The 15084-nt window shown below is 67.5% G+C and carries 14 protein-coding genes and 2 tRNA genes; 11 read left to right on the top strand and 5 right to left on the bottom strand.

Annotation, left to right across the window (positions count from 1 at the left end; all coding sequences use genetic code 11):
* Positions 1 to 85 precede the first annotated feature (85 nt).
* From aroA to RYH79_RS12230, 5 genes are all read left to right on the top strand, one after another.
* The gene (gene aroA, locus RYH79_RS12210) at positions 86 to 1387 is read left to right on the top strand and encodes a 3-phosphoshikimate 1-carboxyvinyltransferase (protein ID WP_370899504.1); all 1302 of its coding nucleotides are present in this window, start codon (positions 86 to 88) and stop codon (positions 1385 to 1387) included.
* Between the two features lie 183 nt (positions 1388 to 1570).
* Entirely contained in the window at positions 1571 to 1705 is a 135-nt protein-coding gene (locus RYH79_RS12215; RefSeq protein WP_370899506.1) for a hypothetical protein, read from the top strand.
* Positions 1706 to 2134: 429 nt separating this feature from the next.
* Positions 2135 to 4561, top strand: coding sequence for an ATP-dependent DNA helicase (locus RYH79_RS12220; RefSeq protein WP_370899508.1), 2427 nt, complete (start codon positions 2135 to 2137; stop codon positions 4559 to 4561).
* A gap of 39 nt (positions 4562 to 4600) precedes the next feature.
* Complete coding sequence (gene rnhA, locus RYH79_RS12225) at positions 4601 to 5197, top strand: ribonuclease HI (RefSeq protein ID WP_370899510.1); 597 nt, start codon at positions 4601 to 4603, stop codon at positions 5195 to 5197.
* The gene (locus tag RYH79_RS12230; protein WP_370899512.1) at positions 5184 to 5813 is read left to right on the top strand and encodes a DUF7108 family protein; all 630 of its coding nucleotides are present in this window, start codon (positions 5184 to 5186) and stop codon (positions 5811 to 5813) included. The genes rnhA and RYH79_RS12230 overlap by 14 nt, the downstream gene beginning before the upstream one ends.
* Positions 5814 to 5822: 9 nt before the next feature.
* Here the strand turns inward: RYH79_RS12230 and RYH79_RS12235 are convergent, their stop codons facing one another.
* Positions 5823 to 6182, bottom strand: coding sequence for a PadR family transcriptional regulator (locus tag RYH79_RS12235; RefSeq protein WP_370899514.1), 360 nt, complete (start codon positions 6180 to 6182; stop codon positions 5823 to 5825).
* A 395-nt stretch (positions 6183 to 6577) separates the two neighbouring features.
* On the opposite strand from RYH79_RS12235, the gene RYH79_RS12240 reads away from it, so the two are divergent.
* Positions 6578 to 6832 carry a DUF8075 family protein gene (locus RYH79_RS12240; RefSeq protein ID WP_370899516.1) on the top strand — a complete coding sequence of 85 codons (255 nt, stop codon included), beginning with the start codon at positions 6578 to 6580 and terminating at the stop codon, positions 6830 to 6832.
* Here the strand turns inward: RYH79_RS12240 and RYH79_RS12245 are convergent.
* Positions 6829 to 7089 carry an MTH865 family protein gene (locus RYH79_RS12245; protein ID WP_370899518.1) on the bottom strand — a complete coding sequence of 87 codons (261 nt, stop codon included), beginning with the start codon at positions 7087 to 7089 and terminating at the stop codon, positions 6829 to 6831. The two genes, RYH79_RS12240 and RYH79_RS12245, sit on opposite strands and share 4 nt — an antisense overlap.
* A 133-nt stretch (positions 7090 to 7222) precedes the next feature.
* Between RYH79_RS12245 and RYH79_RS12250 the strand changes: the two genes are divergently transcribed.
* The gene (locus RYH79_RS12250; RefSeq protein ID WP_370899520.1) at positions 7223 to 8284 is read left to right on the top strand and encodes a M42 family metallopeptidase; all 1062 of its coding nucleotides are present in this window, start codon (positions 7223 to 7225) and stop codon (positions 8282 to 8284) included.
* 415 nt (positions 8285 to 8699) lie between these two features.
* On the opposite strand, the gene RYH79_RS12255 is transcribed toward RYH79_RS12250, so the two are convergent.
* A tRNA-Arg gene (locus RYH79_RS12255) sits at positions 8700 to 8772 on the bottom strand.
* 119 nt (positions 8773 to 8891) lie between these two features.
* Between RYH79_RS12255 and RYH79_RS12260 the strand changes: the two genes are divergently transcribed.
* The 3 genes from RYH79_RS12260 to thrS all read left to right on the top strand — a co-directional run bounded on the left by RYH79_RS12260 (position 8892) and on the right by thrS (position 13147).
* Positions 8892 to 9467, top strand: coding sequence for a hypothetical protein (locus RYH79_RS12260; RefSeq protein ID WP_370899522.1), 576 nt, complete (start codon positions 8892 to 8894; stop codon positions 9465 to 9467).
* 162 nt (positions 9468 to 9629) lie between these two features.
* Entirely contained in the window at positions 9630 to 11075 is a 1446-nt protein-coding gene (locus RYH79_RS12265; RefSeq protein ID WP_370899524.1) for a single-stranded DNA binding protein, read from the top strand.
* 128 nt (positions 11076 to 11203) lie between these two features.
* On the top strand, positions 11204 to 13147 hold the full coding sequence (gene thrS / locus RYH79_RS12270; protein ID WP_370899526.1) for a threonine--tRNA ligase: 1944 nt from the start codon (positions 11204 to 11206) through the stop codon (positions 13145 to 13147).
* Between the two features lie 131 nt (positions 13148 to 13278).
* Here the strand turns inward: thrS and RYH79_RS12275 are convergent.
* Positions 13279 to 13363, bottom strand: a tRNA-Leu gene (locus RYH79_RS12275).
* 80 nt (positions 13364 to 13443) lie between these two features.
* Entirely contained in the window at positions 13444 to 13791 is a 348-nt protein-coding gene (locus RYH79_RS12280; RefSeq protein WP_370899528.1) for a hypothetical protein, read from the bottom strand.
* 494 nt (positions 13792 to 14285) lie between these two features.
* On the opposite strand from RYH79_RS12280, the gene RYH79_RS12285 reads away from it, so the two are divergent.
* On the top strand, positions 14286 to 15068 hold the full coding sequence (locus RYH79_RS12285) for a bacteriorhodopsin (RefSeq protein ID WP_370899530.1): 783 nt from the start codon (positions 14286 to 14288) through the stop codon (positions 15066 to 15068).
* Positions 15069 to 15084: the final 16 nt, after the last annotated feature.

Genomic DNA, 15084 nt, shown 5'->3' on the forward strand with positions numbered 1-15084 from the left:
CTGGGCCGGCGGGCGGAAAGCCGTTGTCCAAGCGGCGACGGCACCGTCCGACACGGCTTTCCCCCAGCCCTCACACCGGAGCGGCATGGACGCACACATCGGGCCGTCGACCGTCGCCGGCCGCGTGACGGCGCCGCCGTCGAAGAGCTACACTCACCGTGCACTCCTGGCCGCCGGCTACGGCGAGGGGACCGCCGTCGCGGGACCACTCCACAGCGCCGACCCCGCGGCGACCGCTCGCGCCGTGACGGCGTTCGGCGGCACCGTCGACTGGGACGACGACGCCGGGGTCGCTCGGGTCGAGGGGTTCGACGGGCGGCCGGAGACGCCCGCGGACGTGGTGGACTGTGGCAACTCCGGGACGACGATGCGGCTGACGGCCGCGGCGGGCGCGCTCGCAGACGGACTGGTCGTGCTCACGGGCGACGAGTCGCTCCGCTCGCGCCCCCAGGGACCGTTGCTCGCGGCCGTCGAGAGTCTGGGCGGCCGCGCGGACTCCACTCGAGACAACGGCCAGGCGCCGTTGGTCGTCGGCCGCGGGGAGACGCTCGTCGACGGCGGTCGGGTGTCGATCCCGGGCGACGTGTCCTCGCAGTTCGTCACGGCGTTGCTGATGGCCGGCGCCGTGACACCGGAGGGAGTCGAGATCGAACTGGAGACGGCGCTGAAGTCGGCGCCGTACGTCGAGATCACCCGCGAACTGTTGGCCGACTTCGGCGTCGAGACGGAACGGACGGACGCGGGGTTCGCCGTCGCCGGCGGCCAGACGTACGCCGCCGACCGCTACGCCGTCCCGGGCGACTTCTCGTCGATCTCGTACCCGCTCGCGGCGGGCGCCGTCGCTGCCGACGAGGCGCCGGTCGTGATCGAGGGTGCCCGCCCGAGCGCGCAGGGCGACACCGCGATCGTCGAGATCGCCGGCCGGATGGGCGCGGACGTGTCCTGGGACCGCGAGGCGGGCGAACTGACGGTCGCGCGCGCCCCGTTGTCGGGTGTCGAGGTGAGCGTCGCGGACACGCCGGATCTACTCCCCACGATCGCGGTGTTGGGCGCGGTCGCGGACGGCGACACCCGGATCGTCGACGCCGAACACGTCCGGTACAAGGAGACGGACCGGGTCGCGGCGATGGCCGAGTCGCTCGACCGGTTGGGCGCGAGCGTGACCGAGGAGGCGGACGCGCTGATCGTCCACGGCGACGACTCGACGCTGTCGGGCGCGACCGTCGACGGCCGCGGGGACCACCGGCTCGTGATGGCGCTGGCGGTCGCCGGGCTCGTCGCCGACGGGGAGACGACCGTCCGGGGCGCCGAACACGTCGAGGTGTCGTTCCCGGGGTTCTTCGAGACGCTGGCGGGGATCGGGGCGGACGTGGAGTTGGGGGAGTGAATACAGGACACCGGTGTAGGTGGTGTCTGAGCTAAGACCCCCCAGTTACTCTATCATAAACAGTTTATATCGTGGTTTGTTCCTATGGAGGCTGCTAGCAGTGCATTTATAATGTAGTCAACACTTGGGACTATTGTCCCGTATGGGACCGGCGGTTTCCTCCGTCGTAAGGGTTAGACAACCATGCCTGGGTTCGATGTCAGCACTCCCGCAGCCATCGCGGCCTGTGGCACTGTGCTGCTGCTCGCCGGTGTCCCCTTCGGTCGGGGCTTGATCACCCTCGCCGTCGGGATGTACATCGGTGAGGAGCAGAAGTAGGCGTCCGGGGTCACTCCCGGTCGTTACTCGCTGACAACCAGGCTTGCTATATTAATTAAAATTATTATCACTCAGGAGTGGTTAACGTTTGTTTCCAAAGGGTTAGACGAGACCATGCCTGAGCCCTTTCGGCGACCGGCGGTCTCTACCGGCCGGACTGGGTTCGCTGTCGCATGCCTCACGCCCTTACGGGCGCTAGGGTGGATCGCAGCCGACTAAGCAAGGTCGTGACATTGCGATCCATTGCACCCTACAGACCACAGCGTCAAAACGTTTACTACGTTGTAATCGTTTCTGCCTGATTTCCAGGCCAGACACATGTATCAGTTGCTCAATCCTCTGGGACTAAAGAGTCCAGTTGATGCGAACGTTCAAGTACGGAGCCGGGACCACCGACGGATTGAATCCGTGCCGTCCCGACGACCGAACGTGAGCGGTGGGGAGTCGACACGCGGAGCGACGGAAGAGGCCGACAGCGACGGCTGGCGGCGCGTGTTCGGCCACGCGGAGCCGTACGCGGCCCAGGAGGAGGGGATCGAACTACTCCGGTCGACCGCGCGCGACGACGGCTACGTCTGTCTGGAGGGAGCCTGTGGCACCGGGAAGACGATGCTGGCGCTGACGGCTGGGGTCGATCTCGTGCGCGACCCGGAGACGGAGTTCGAGCGCGTGCTCGTGTTGACGAGCGTCAAGCAACAACTGCGGCAGTTCGAGGCGGACGTGCGGACGATCAACGACGACCCGCCGGACGACGAGCCCGTCTCGGCGCTGACCCTCGTCGGCAAGGCGGACGTGTGTCCGTACTCGCGGGAGAACGCGGCCGGGATCGACGACCGGAACGTGTACGACCGGTGTGAGGGGCTGCGCGACCGGACGCGCGGACTCACCGGCGAGGGCGGGGAGACGAGCGCCGGCGCGCTCGCCGAGGAGGCGCGCCGCGCACAGACCGGAATCGCCGACACCGGCAACGACCGGACGCCGTTCTTGGAGACCGCCGGGGAGCCGACGCCGTACCTCCCGGAGACGTCGGAACACTACGCCGACGGCACGGATCCGACCGCGGGCGACGCGAACGGCACGGAGTACTGTCCGTTCTACGCCCAGTATCTGGAGGACAGCGGGCACGCAGACGACGACCCCGCGGGCGCAGTGCCGTTCGACACCGAGGGGCTGGGCGTGGTCGACACGCCGGAACTCGTCCGGCTGGCCGCCGGGCACGGTAGTTGTCCCCACTCCGTCATGGGGGCGTTGGCGACGGAGGTGGAGGTCGTGGTCGGGAACTACTACCACGCCTTCGATCCGACGACGGCGGGAGCGTTCACGGGCGGGCTGATCGACGAGGAGACGTTCCTCGTGTGTGACGAGGCGCACATGCTGGAGCCGCGGGTGCGGGATCTCGTCTCCGACGGCGTCGGTGACACGACGCTCCGGGACGCCGAGGGGGAACTCACCCGGGTGATCCAGCCCGTCGCGTTCGAAGACGAGGGGAAGGAGGCGGCCGGGTCGACGGACGCCGACCTCGTCCGGGGGGAGTTGGACGACGCCGGCGTGGAGCTGGACGACCTCCGACGACTCCGCGAGTTCGTCCGCGACCTCCGGGAGGAGTTGGACGACCGCGTGCGACGGCACCTGGACGCCGTCCACCCGGAGTGGACGGACGCCGACCCCGAGGAACTGGAGTCGTACGAGGTGCCGTTGCGTGACCCGGAGACGCCGGCCGAGGACGCGATCAGCCAGTGGGCGCGACAGGCGGGCTACGACGACCGAGTGTGGTCGCGGGCGGCGGCGGTCGGCGCGGTCGTGGAACGGGTGTTGGACGAGGCCGAAGACGAGGACCGCCAACGGGCCGCACCGACGGTCGGCCGGGTCGTGACGGCGTGGTTCCAGTTCGACCACGAGTCGTACTTCCGGGAGATCGAGCTGGAGCCGACGTTCGACGAGACCGGGGCACCCGACTCCTGGCGCCGGCAGTACAACGCCCGGCTGGCGCTCCAGAACTGCGTGCCGGCCGACGCCATCGGCGAACGGCTCGCGGAGTTCGGCGGCGGCGTCCTGATGAGTGCAACGCTCGCGCCGACGGACGTGTTCCGAGAGGTGACGGGGCTCGACTACCTCGAAGACGCCGGCCGTCCGGTGGTCGAGGAGACGTTCGGGCTGTCGTTCCCGCCGGACAACAGGGCGTCGTTCGCGGTCGACGCCCCGAAGTTCACCTACGAGAATCGCGGGCCGCCGGGCGACCCGGAGGGGAACCGCGCCCGACAGGCCCACGTCGACGCCGTCGTGGACGTCGTCGAGACGACACCCGGGAACGTCCTGGTCGGCATGCCCAGCTACGGGGAGGCGGCCTGGATCGCGGACGTGCTCGGCGAGCGGGTGGACCGGCCGGTGTTGTCCGACGAGTCCAGCTCCGACGCCGCGACGGAGGCGCTGAAAGGGGAGTTCTTCGACGGGGAGGCGAAGGTGCTGGCGACGAGCATCCGCGGGACGCTCACGGAGGGTGTCGACTACCGGGGTGACAGACTCGCGGCCGCGGTGATCTGTGGGGTACCCATCGTCAGCACGGCGTCGCCGGCGGTGTCTGCGGTCCGGACGGCGTACGACACGCAGTTCTCTCGGGACGGATTCGAGACCGCGCTGACGGTGCCGGCGGTTCGGAAGGCGAGACAGGCGATCGGGCGCGTGATCCGCGGGCCGGAGGAGGTCGGCGTCCGGGTGCTCGTCGACGCCCGGTACGCCCGGGAGTCGTGGAACTCCGTCCGGGGACTGTTCCCGACGGCGGCCCGCGAGGAGTTCCGGACGGTGTCGCCGGACATGCTGCAGTTCGGCCTCGAACGGTTCTGGGACGGCCAGGGGTGAGCCGCAACGTTCAGGCAGCGTCGTCGCCGAGTGACGACTGTGCCAGTCGTCGACTGCGACCCGGAGGCGGCGCGCGAGCGTCTCGAACGGACGGGCGTGACCGTCGAGCCGGGCAACACGGACCACGAACTGTGGCGGGCGGACCGCGAGGGCGCGACCGCCGTCGCCTACGAGGGGAAGGTGGTCGTCCAGGGGAGCGACCCGGAGGCGCTGACGCTCCCGTTGCGCGAGGGTGGCGGTCGCGGGCACGTCTACTTCGACGGCGCCTGTCGGGGGAACCCCGGGCCGTCGGCGGTCGGCTGGGCGATCGTGACGAGCGACGGGATCGCCGCCGAGGGGGGCGAACGGATCGGCGAGACGACCAACAACCGCGCGGAGTACGCGGCCCTGACGCGGGCGCTGGAGGCGGCCGTCGACTACGGTCTAGAGGAGGCCGACGTGCGAGGCGACTCACAGCTCGTCGTCCGTCAGGTGCGAGGGGAGTGGGACACGAACGACCCCGGGCTCCGCGAGCGTCGCGTCCGGGTCCGAGAGCTCCTCGAACGGTTCGACCGGTGGTCGTTGGAGCACGTTCCGCGGGAGCTAAACGAGCGCGCCGACGAACTGGCCAACGAGGCACTCGATGACCGACAGTGACACCGAGGCAGACGAGGCGGCGGCGACACGAGCGGCACGCGAGCGGGCCGGCGTCGCAGACACGGGGTCTGACGAACTCCCGGCGGACCTGGTCCAGGACTGTCGGCGGCTGACGCGACTGGCCCGCCGGGCGACGGACGACGACGAGGCGACCGCCTACCGGACGGACCGCGACGAACGGCTGGCGGACCACGGGTTCGTCAGCCGGGTGCGCGAGACCGACGACACACTCGTCGTCTACCCCAGCGAGTGGGTCGACGACGACGGTACCGTGGACACGACGAACGTGAGCGACACGGACCGCGCGTACGAACTCCTGTTGTCCGGGGCGGGTGACCCCGACGAGTGGGACCGTGTCGAAGAGCACAACGCCGAGGTCGTGACCGCAGTCGGCGCGGAACACGGCTCGACACACCGTCGGAACGCGCGGGCGTTCGCCGACTTCGTCGGCAACCACTACGCCAAGCGGGTGGAGACGGCGACGGCTGCGGAGGTAGAGGAGTTTCTGACCGAGTACTACCCCCGGAACGCCTGGCCGACGGAGCGGCAACGAGCAGTCGTCCGGGAGTCCGTGCGGTACGTGTTCGACGCCGCCGGGACGACCCCGCCGATCTGACGGGCCCGGTCAGCCGACGTGGTCGAGCAGCTGCTCGATCTCGCCGCGTCGCTCCGACCCGGTGACGTAGTTGTCGAGCATCCACTCCATCTGAGCCAGCACGGTCTCGCGTCCGGCGTCGGTGAGGGCGTACTGGTTCGTCCGCTTGTCCAACTCGCTCTTCTCGACGAGCCCCATCTCCACCAGATCGTCGAGGTTGGGATACAGCCGCCCGTGGTTCACGTCGTCGTCGTAGTACGTCTCCAGTTCGCGTTTGATCGCCAGTCCGTACATCGGTTCGTCGGCGAGGATGGCGAGAATGTTCTGCTGGAACGCCGTGAGGTCCCGCGTCACAGCCTCGCCCTCGCGTCGTGTGCGTGCCTCTGACATCTGTGTTCTCCCTCGTCTGCTGCGGTCGGCACGCTCCGCCGCCCGGCCCCGGCCCACGTTGGAGCCCGGCCGTCGCCGGCCGTGCGCACCCCGCGTGTTACCTATGCGAGACCTATCAGATAAAACTTTGTTTCGAAGGTTAGTGTTGTACCTAGCTCTAAATTGGTTCACTACTTCTACTGCTGTACCGTAGCTTCACACGCCAGTGAGCGCCCGTATCGTGAGATTCGGCGTCGGGTCGCGTCGTCGGTGTGCGCGCGGCGTTCTCGACGAAACCGAAATAAATTGTATGTGTTTCCCGTACGATGTACAATCGAAAACGAGAGTTATTAGCTCTTGCGGCTCCATTCGCCGGTGGCGAGAGACCGAGGTGGCGCCGCGACGCAGTGTGGCGTGTGCCAGTCGTCAGGTTCGAGGCCGCAGACAGTCCAGAAGAGACGGCCATCGGCGAGGGGTTGACCCGGGTCGCGCGCGCAGCCGGCCGGCTGCGTGTCGACACGAGCGTCGGGAAGTACGCCGTCGCACACGCCGACGGCTGTGGCGTCTGTGGCGCCGCCGTCGAGACCGGCGACAGCTTCTACCTCGACAGCGACGCCGACGAGGTGTTGTGTGACGCACACGGCCGCGAACGCCGCGAGGAGGCCGACTAGAAGACGCCCTGGCTCTGGAGCCCCTCGAGGATGTCGTCGACGAGCGTCTCGACGTCGTCGTACGGGAACTCCTGTTCGTCACCGAGCTTGGCCGCCATCTCCATCGCCGTCAGCGACACGTCGCCGGCCTCGAACTTCGTCCCCGGGCCGTTCGGGAGCGCGGGCACGAGGTCCATCTGGTTCGAGACGGGGTAGTCTGCACCCTCGAACGCCTCGGTGAACTGTTCACGGAGTTCTGCCTCCACGTCGTTGGACATACGTGTGACAGCGTCCGAGTTTCCCAAAAGGGTTCCGGAACCCCCGACAACACGTCCCCCGTTTCGGGCGCGAGAACCGGCCGTCTGGACGGGTACGAGTGGCTTTTACACCGCCGGGTTGCAACGGGCTCGCGTGACGGACACACCGTTCGAGTTCGACTTCGACCTGCTCCAGACGCTCACCGAGACGAGCGGCGTCCCCGGCTACGAGGACCGCGTCCGCGAGCACGTCCGGTCTGTACTCACAGAAGAGACCGACAGCGTCGAGACGGACGCGATGGGCAACGTCGTCGGCACGATCGAAGGCGACGCCGACTACGAGGTCGCCGTCGCCGCCCACATGGACGAGATCGGGTTCATGGTGAAACACGTCGGCGAGGACGGCTTCCTCAAACTCGACGCCCTCGGCGGCTGGGACCCGCGCGTCCTCCGTGCACAGCGCGTGACTGTCCACACCGACGACGGTGACCTCACTGGACTCGTCGGCTCCGTCCCGCCCCACACGCTCGACGAGGAACAGCGTCAGAAGGACGACGCCGTCGAGGACGTCGTCGTCGATCTCGGCCGCGACGGCGACACCGTCGCCGACGCCGTCTCCGTCGGCGACCTCGTCACGATGGAGCAGTCCACCGTCCAGATGGGCGACACTGTCACCGGCAAGGCGCTGGACGACCGAGTCTGCGTGTTCGCCATGCTGGAGGCCGCCCGCCGCATCGACGACCCCGACGTGACGATTCACTTCTGTGCCACCGTCCAGGAGGAGGTCGGGCTCCGCGGCGCGACCGCACTCGGCGTCGACGTCGCCCCAGACCTCGCCGTCGCGCTCGACGTCACCGTCGCCTCCGACGTGCCCGACGTGAGCGAGGACAAACAGGTGACGGAGCTCGGCGAGGGTACCGCGATCAAGCTGAAAGACTCCTCCGTCATCACGACGCCGAAGGTCCACCGCCGGATGCGAGCCGTCGCCGAAGACGCCGACATCGACCACCAGGTCGAGGTGCTGCCCGCCGGCGGCACCGACACTGCCGGCTTCCAGAACACGAACGGCGCCCGCCCCGTCGGCGCTATCTCCGTTCCGACCCGCTACCTCCACACCGTCACCGAGACCGCCCACGGCGACGACATCGCCGCGACCGTCGACCTCCTCACGGAGTTCCTCCGCACGGAGAGCGGAGAGCACGACTACGCGCTGTAGTAACCGCCCTCTCTCGTTCCTCGGCCGCGCGTCCGCACTCCCAGTCGAGAAGAGCTCGACCGAGAAGGCCCGGGTCTTCGACCCTCACCCACGCCGGGCCGTAGTGGCCCGCCACAGCCGCACCGCTCGCAACGGAGTCGAGTCTGTCGGTCCTGCTCGCTCCCGACGGTCGCTGCGCGGGCTACCGTTCGTCGGTTCGAGTCGTCCCGGAGGCTGTCGGATGATTCGGATGGCTCGCTTCGCTCCCCGTTTCACGTCGAGAGAAACGTCCCGGCGGCGATTTGAACGTGCCGAACGGGTCCTGCTCGCTCCCGACGGTCGCTGCGCGGGCTACCGTTCGTCGGTTCAAATCGTCCCGGAGGCTGTCGGATGATTCGGACGGCTCGCTTCGCTCCCCATTTCACGTCGAGAGAAACGTCCCGGCGGCGATTTGAACGCCGGTCCCTGGCTCCGCAAGCCAAGAGGATAGTCCACTACCCTACCAGGACTCATCTCACCGTACTGCCGAGTCACGTAAGACAGTTACGATCCGTCCGTCTACCGGATGGACAAGCGGCTGTTTGTCCGACCACCGAGTATATGAGTTTCGGAGTCGAATACGCGGAACATGAGACGGAGACGACTGCTCGCTGCGCTCGCGGCGGGCGCGCTCGCTGGATGTACGGCCGACAGCGGCGGCGGTGCACCCGGCGACTCCGACAACCCCACGCGATCGGCGACTGCGACGGAGACTGCCACACCGTCGTCGACTGACACACCCACACCGACCGACAGCCCGACACAGACCGACAGTCCCACGCCGACGAACGGTCTCCCGTCGTCACCGACGGATACAGTGACGCTGGGGTCCACCGTGGACGAGGCGACGCTCGAGCGCACGGGCGAGTGTTCCAGAGCCGGCGGGGCCACGGCGACCGTCGGCGTCGACGGGACGGCCGTCCGCGTGGAAGGGTGTATCCGCGGCCCCACCGGTTGCTCGCAGCCGAGGCTGTCGGCGGTGACCCGCGAGGGCGGCCGACTCGTCGTCACCGTCGAGACCGTCGAGACCGGCGACATCTGCACACAACAGCTCGTCTACCGGAGTTACGCCGCCGAGTTGCGACTCGACGCGCTCCCCGAGGTGGTCGTCGTGCGCCACGCCCGCTCGGACGGCACCCGGGTCGCCGCCGAGACGGAGCCGTAGCCCGCCGGAGGTTGAAGTGGGAGGCCGACACAGACGGCCCGTGACGGGAGCGACGACGAGACCACGCCACGGACGCACGACGGGGGACGACCCCGCGAACGACCGGTTCACGACCGAACGGCAACGTTTAACGGAGCCGTCTGCCTCTGGTACGACGAACAGATGGGTGTGATCGAGGACGTATTCGAGGAGGACGTAGACGCGGAAATCTCTCTGGAGGAGTTCACCGACGCCGTCGAGTCGAAGGTAGAACAGATGGGTGGGCTCGCAGACGAGGAGACGGCCGCGATGCTCGTCGCCCACGAGCTCGACGACCAAGACGTGGACTGCGTCGCCGACGTGGAGCCGGGGATGGACGACGTGACGTTCCTCGCCAAGGTCACCTCCGTCGGCGAACTCCGGACGTTCGAGCGCGACGAGGAGGACCGCGAGGACGGGAAGGTGTTGAACGTCGAGGTGGCAGACGAGTCCGGACACGTCACGATCACGATGTGGGACCGGATGGCCGAAGACGCCGTCGAGCGGCTGGAGCCCGGCGACGTGTTGGACGTGGCCGGTCGGCCGAAGGACGGCTACAACGGCCTCGAGGTGTCCGTCGACGACATCGACCCCGACCCCGAGGGCGACGTGAACGTGGAGATCGTCGACGAGTACCGCGTCGAGGATCTGACGATGGGCGCGTCCGACGTGACGCTCGTCGGGGAGCTCCTCGACACGGACGCCGTCCGGACGTTCGACCGTGACGACGGCAGCGAGGGACGGGTGGCGAACCTCGCGGTCGGCGACGAGACCGGTCGCGTCCGGGTGACGCTGTGGGACGAACGCGCCCCCCGGGCCGAGGAGCTCACGCCCGGCGAGACCGTCGAGATCGTCGACGGCTACGTCCGAGAGCGCGACGGGGATCTAGAGCTACACGTCGGCTCCCGGGGTGCCGTCGAGGTGGTCGACGAGACGGTCGACTACGAGCCGGACACGACCGACATCGGCGCACTCGAGCTGGAGGACACGGTCGACATCGCCGGCGGCGTGATCGAGACCAGCGAGAAACGCACGTTCGACCGCGACGACGGCAGCGAGGGGCAGGTCCGCAACGTCCGGCTGAAAGACGACACCGGGGAGATCCGGGTCGCGCTGTGGGGGGACAAGGCCGACCTCGACATCGACCTCGCCGACGAGATCGCCTGCACGGACGTGGAGATCCAGGAGGGGTGGCAGGACGACCTGGAGGCGTCGGCCGGCTGGCAGTCCACCGTCACCGTGCTCGGCGACACGACACCCGACACGGACGACGGCGACCAGGACGGCCTCTCCGCGTTCGGCGACGACACGGACACGACGGACGCGGACGAGGCGGCCGTCGCAGAGGCGACGACGGGCGGCGCCGTCGCCGCGACCGCCGAGACGGACGCCGGCGGCGACACGACCGAGACGGGCGAGACGGAGACGGAGTTCACCGGCACGGTCGTCCAAGCCGGCAGCCCGGTCGTCTTGGACGACGGGACGGAGACGAAACGGGTGGAGACGGACGCCTCCCTCCGGCTGGGCGAGGAGGTCACCGTTCGCGGGCCGGAGACGGACGGCACCATCGACGCGGACGACGTGTTCTGACGCGGACGGGCTCTTCTGACGTGGGTCGACTGTTCCGACGCGGGTGAACTGTTCTGGCGCGGGTGATGTCTTCGTCGCCGGCAGCGTCGTCGGTAAACCTTAACCGCCCGCTCGGTCTCCCCAGGGACATGAGCGATATCAGCGTGACGCTCCCGGACGGCTCGTCGTTGTCCGTGTCGGAGGGGGCGTCGCTGGAGGACGTCGCCTACGAGATCGGCCCAGGGTTGGGCGACGACACGGTCGCGGGCAAGATCGACGGCGAACTCGTCGACAAGGCGACGCCGGTCCACGACGGCGCCGCAGTCGAGATCGTCACCGACCAGTCCGACGAGTACCTCGACGTGTTGCGCCACACCGCCGCCCACGTGTTCGCGCAGGCACTGCAACGACTCCGCCCGGAGGCCAAACTCGCCATCGGCCCGTCGACGGACGACGGCTTCTACTACGACGTGTCCGGAGTGGATCTGGACGAGTCCGACCTAGAGGAGATCAGAGCGGAGATGGAGGAGATTCTGGCGGCCGACTACGACCTCGTCCGCGAGGAACGCTCCCGAGAGGCGGCGTTCGAGGCGTACGACGACAACCGGTTCAAACGAGAGATCCTGGACGACGAGGCCGCCGGCGAGGATCCCGTCTCCTTCTACGTCCAGGACGGCTGGGAGGACCTCTGTCAGGGGCCACACGTCGACTCTACCGGGAAGATCGGCGCGGTCGAACTGCTCCAGATCTCGACCGCCTACTGGCGGGGCGACGAGGACAACGAGACGCTGACGCGGGTGTACGGGACCGCCTTCGAGTCCGAGTCCGACTTGGAGGACTTCCTCGAACGCCGCGAGGAGGCGAAGGAACGCGACCACCGCCGGATCGGCTCCGAGATGGACCTCTTCTCCGTCCCGGACCACTCCCCCGGCTGCGTCCACTTCCACCCCGCGGGAATGACGATCCGCCGGGAACTGGAGGAGTACGTCCGCGAGAAGAACGAGGAACTGGGCTACGAGGAGGTGTGGACGCCGGAGCTCAACAAGGCCGAACTGTGGAAGCCCACCGGTCACTACGACGCCTTCAAGGAGGAAGGCGAGATGTTCGCCTGGGAGCAGGACGACACGGAGTACGGCCTCAAGCCGATGAACTGCGCGAACCACGCGCACGTGTACGGCGACGAGCGTCACTCCTACCGTGACCTCCCGCTGCGGTTCGCCGAGTTCGGCACCTGCTACCGCAACGAGCAGTCCGGCGAACTCTCCGGGATGCTCCGCGTGCGCGGATTCACGCAGGACGACGGGCACGCGTTCCTCCGCGAGGACCAACTGGAAGAGGAGCTTCTCGCGCACGTCCGCGTGATCGAGGACTTGTACGAGACCTTCGGCTTCGACGTGGAGTACGTTCTGGAGACGAAGGGTGACGACGCCATCGGCTCCGACGACATCTGGGAGACCGCCACGGACGCGCTCCGGAACGCCCTGGAGACGGAGGACCTCGACTACGAGGTCGAAGAGGGTGAGGCGGCGTTCTACGGCCCGAAGATCGGCGTCAACGCTATCGACGCGCTGGGGCGGTCGTGGACCATCGGCACCGTCCAGGTGGACTTCAACATCCCCGAACGGCTCGACCTGGCGTACGTCGGCGAGGACAACGAGGAGCACCGCCCCGTCACCATCCACCGGGCGCTGCTGGGCTCGTTCGAGCGGTTCATGGGCGTCCTGATCGAGCACTTCAAAGGGAACTTCCCGACCTGGCTCGCCCCCGAACAGGTGCGCGTGCTCCCCATCTCCGACGACCAGCTCGACTACGCCGAGTCCGTCGCCGCCGAACTCGACGACGCCGGCTTCCGCGTCGAGGTGGAGGACCGCGACATGACCGTGGGTCGGAAGATTCGCGCCGGTCACGACGACCGCGTCCCGTACATGCTGATCGTCGGCAGCGACGAGGCCGACGCCGAGACCGTCTCCGTCCGCGACCGCCAGGAGCGCGAGGCCAACGACGTGGAGCTGAGTGCGTTCCTCGACCACCTCCAGACGGAACGCGAACAGAAGTCGACGGAGCCGTACTTCGTGCCCGTCCAGAAGCACTGAGTCCGGTCCACGGTCGTCTCTCACTACGACCGCGACGGTGGTGTTGTGTGGTGTGACTCGGAGTCGAGGGAGAGAGTCGAGCGAGCGACTTCGCCCGTGGCTCCCCGTTCACTTCGTTCACTCGGAGAAACTGCGTGGGACCGGATTTGAACCGGCGGACCTCTACAGGACAGCGCCCTCAACGCTGCGCCGTTGGCCTAGCTTGGCTACCCACGCGCACCATGACGACACCCGATCGTTCTCCGGTGAGAGATAAATGGCTTTCCATCTTCGCCGTCGTCTGGTGGTTCGCCACGCTAGTAGTCGTGGAACACCCGCCCGCAGTCCCGACACTTGATCTGATTCTTCGAGAAGAAGCCCCCACTCTTGACGACGGGTCCACGACAGTCCGGACACACCCCGACCCCGTCGTTGTCCGCGAGGCGAGCAGAGAGGTCCATCACCATGTCGTTCAGTTCGTCGATCTGCTCCTGCTGCTGTTCGACGGTTTCCTCCAACTCCGCCGCCACGTCCTCGTACTCTGCGGCGGCCTCCAAGTCGACGACTGCCGCCTCCTCGGTGACGGACTCCGTCTCCGCCTCGGCTGCCTCCGTCTCCTCGGCCTCGGCGGTCTCCGTCGCCTCGTCCGCAGTGCTGTCTGCCATACGGTACCGATAGGTGTGGCAGTCCCTTCAATTTGCCCACTCCACCGACACGGCTGTGTCGTGAGCGCGCGCGGGCCCGGCCCGGCGGTACCCGGCTCCACTTCGGTGCGCGCGAGCTGCCCGCCCACTGGACGGATAGAGCCCCGACAGTGGACACGCCGACCGACTGGACGGCATCGACTGGGACGGCGACCCCGTCGAACCCCCGAGGCGACCGTGACAGACGAGACTTTTCTTTCACCGATTCACAAGTGGAAACGTGCGAACTGAGGCTGGAGACTGGTACAATTTCCGGGGCGAGGTTCACGACAACATCTGTCGTGGTACTGTGTGTCACGATGACAGATGAGTTATATTTGATAGGCGCTGACACCACGGACGGCCGGGAGAGCCACGCAACGGGCGCTCCGGAGGAAGTCGGAAGCTACCGCCCCAAAGACATAACAAGGGAGTTAGGGTTTAAGTGGGAGGAACCCCATGGATCCTGATGTACCATGTCGCTAGCTGTTGAGGCTGGAGCACTCCTCCAGCAGAGTCCGCTCGCTCGGCCAGAGTCGATCTGGCTCGGAATTGGCTTCGTGGCGATGCTCCTCGGCACCTTCTACTTCATCGCGAAGGGCTGGGGAGTCACCGACCCGGAGCAGCAGGAGTACTACATTCTGACCATCATGGTGCCCGCGATTGCCGCGGCATCCTACCTGTCGATGTTCCTCGGCTTCGGTTACTCGACAGTGGAGGTCGCAGGCTTCCCGGAAGCCCTGCGCATCTACTGGGCACGCTACGCTGACTGGCTGTTCACCACGCCGCTCCTGCTGCTGGACCTGGCCCTGCTCGCCGACGCAGACCGGAACACGATCTACGCGCTGGTCCTGACGGACGCGTTCATGATCGTCACCGGTCTGGTCGGCGCCCTGGAGAACAACGCCTTCACCTACCGGTACATCTGGTGGACCGTGAGCACGATCTCGTTCGTGTTCCTCCTGTACATGCTGTACGGGACCCTCACGTCGAAGGTCGCGGAACTCGACGACGAGACCCAGTCCACCTTCACGACGTTGCGTAACATCACGTTGGTGTTGTGGACGGCGTATCCCATCGTGTGGATCGTCGGTACGGAGGGTGCCGGCATCGTGCCGCTCGGCATCGAGACCCTCCTGTACGCAGTGCTGGACGTGACCGCCAAGGTCGGGTTCGGGTTCATCCTGCTCCGCAGCCGCGCCATCGTCGGCGACTCCTCGGCTCCGACGCCGTCGGCCGACGAGCAGGCTGCAGACTGAGACGCACGACAGACAA

It is taken from the genome of Halobaculum sp. MBLA0143, assembly GCF_041361465.1.
In the GTDB taxonomy this organism is placed as follows: domain Archaea; phylum Halobacteriota; class Halobacteria; order Halobacteriales; family Haloferacaceae; genus JAHENP01.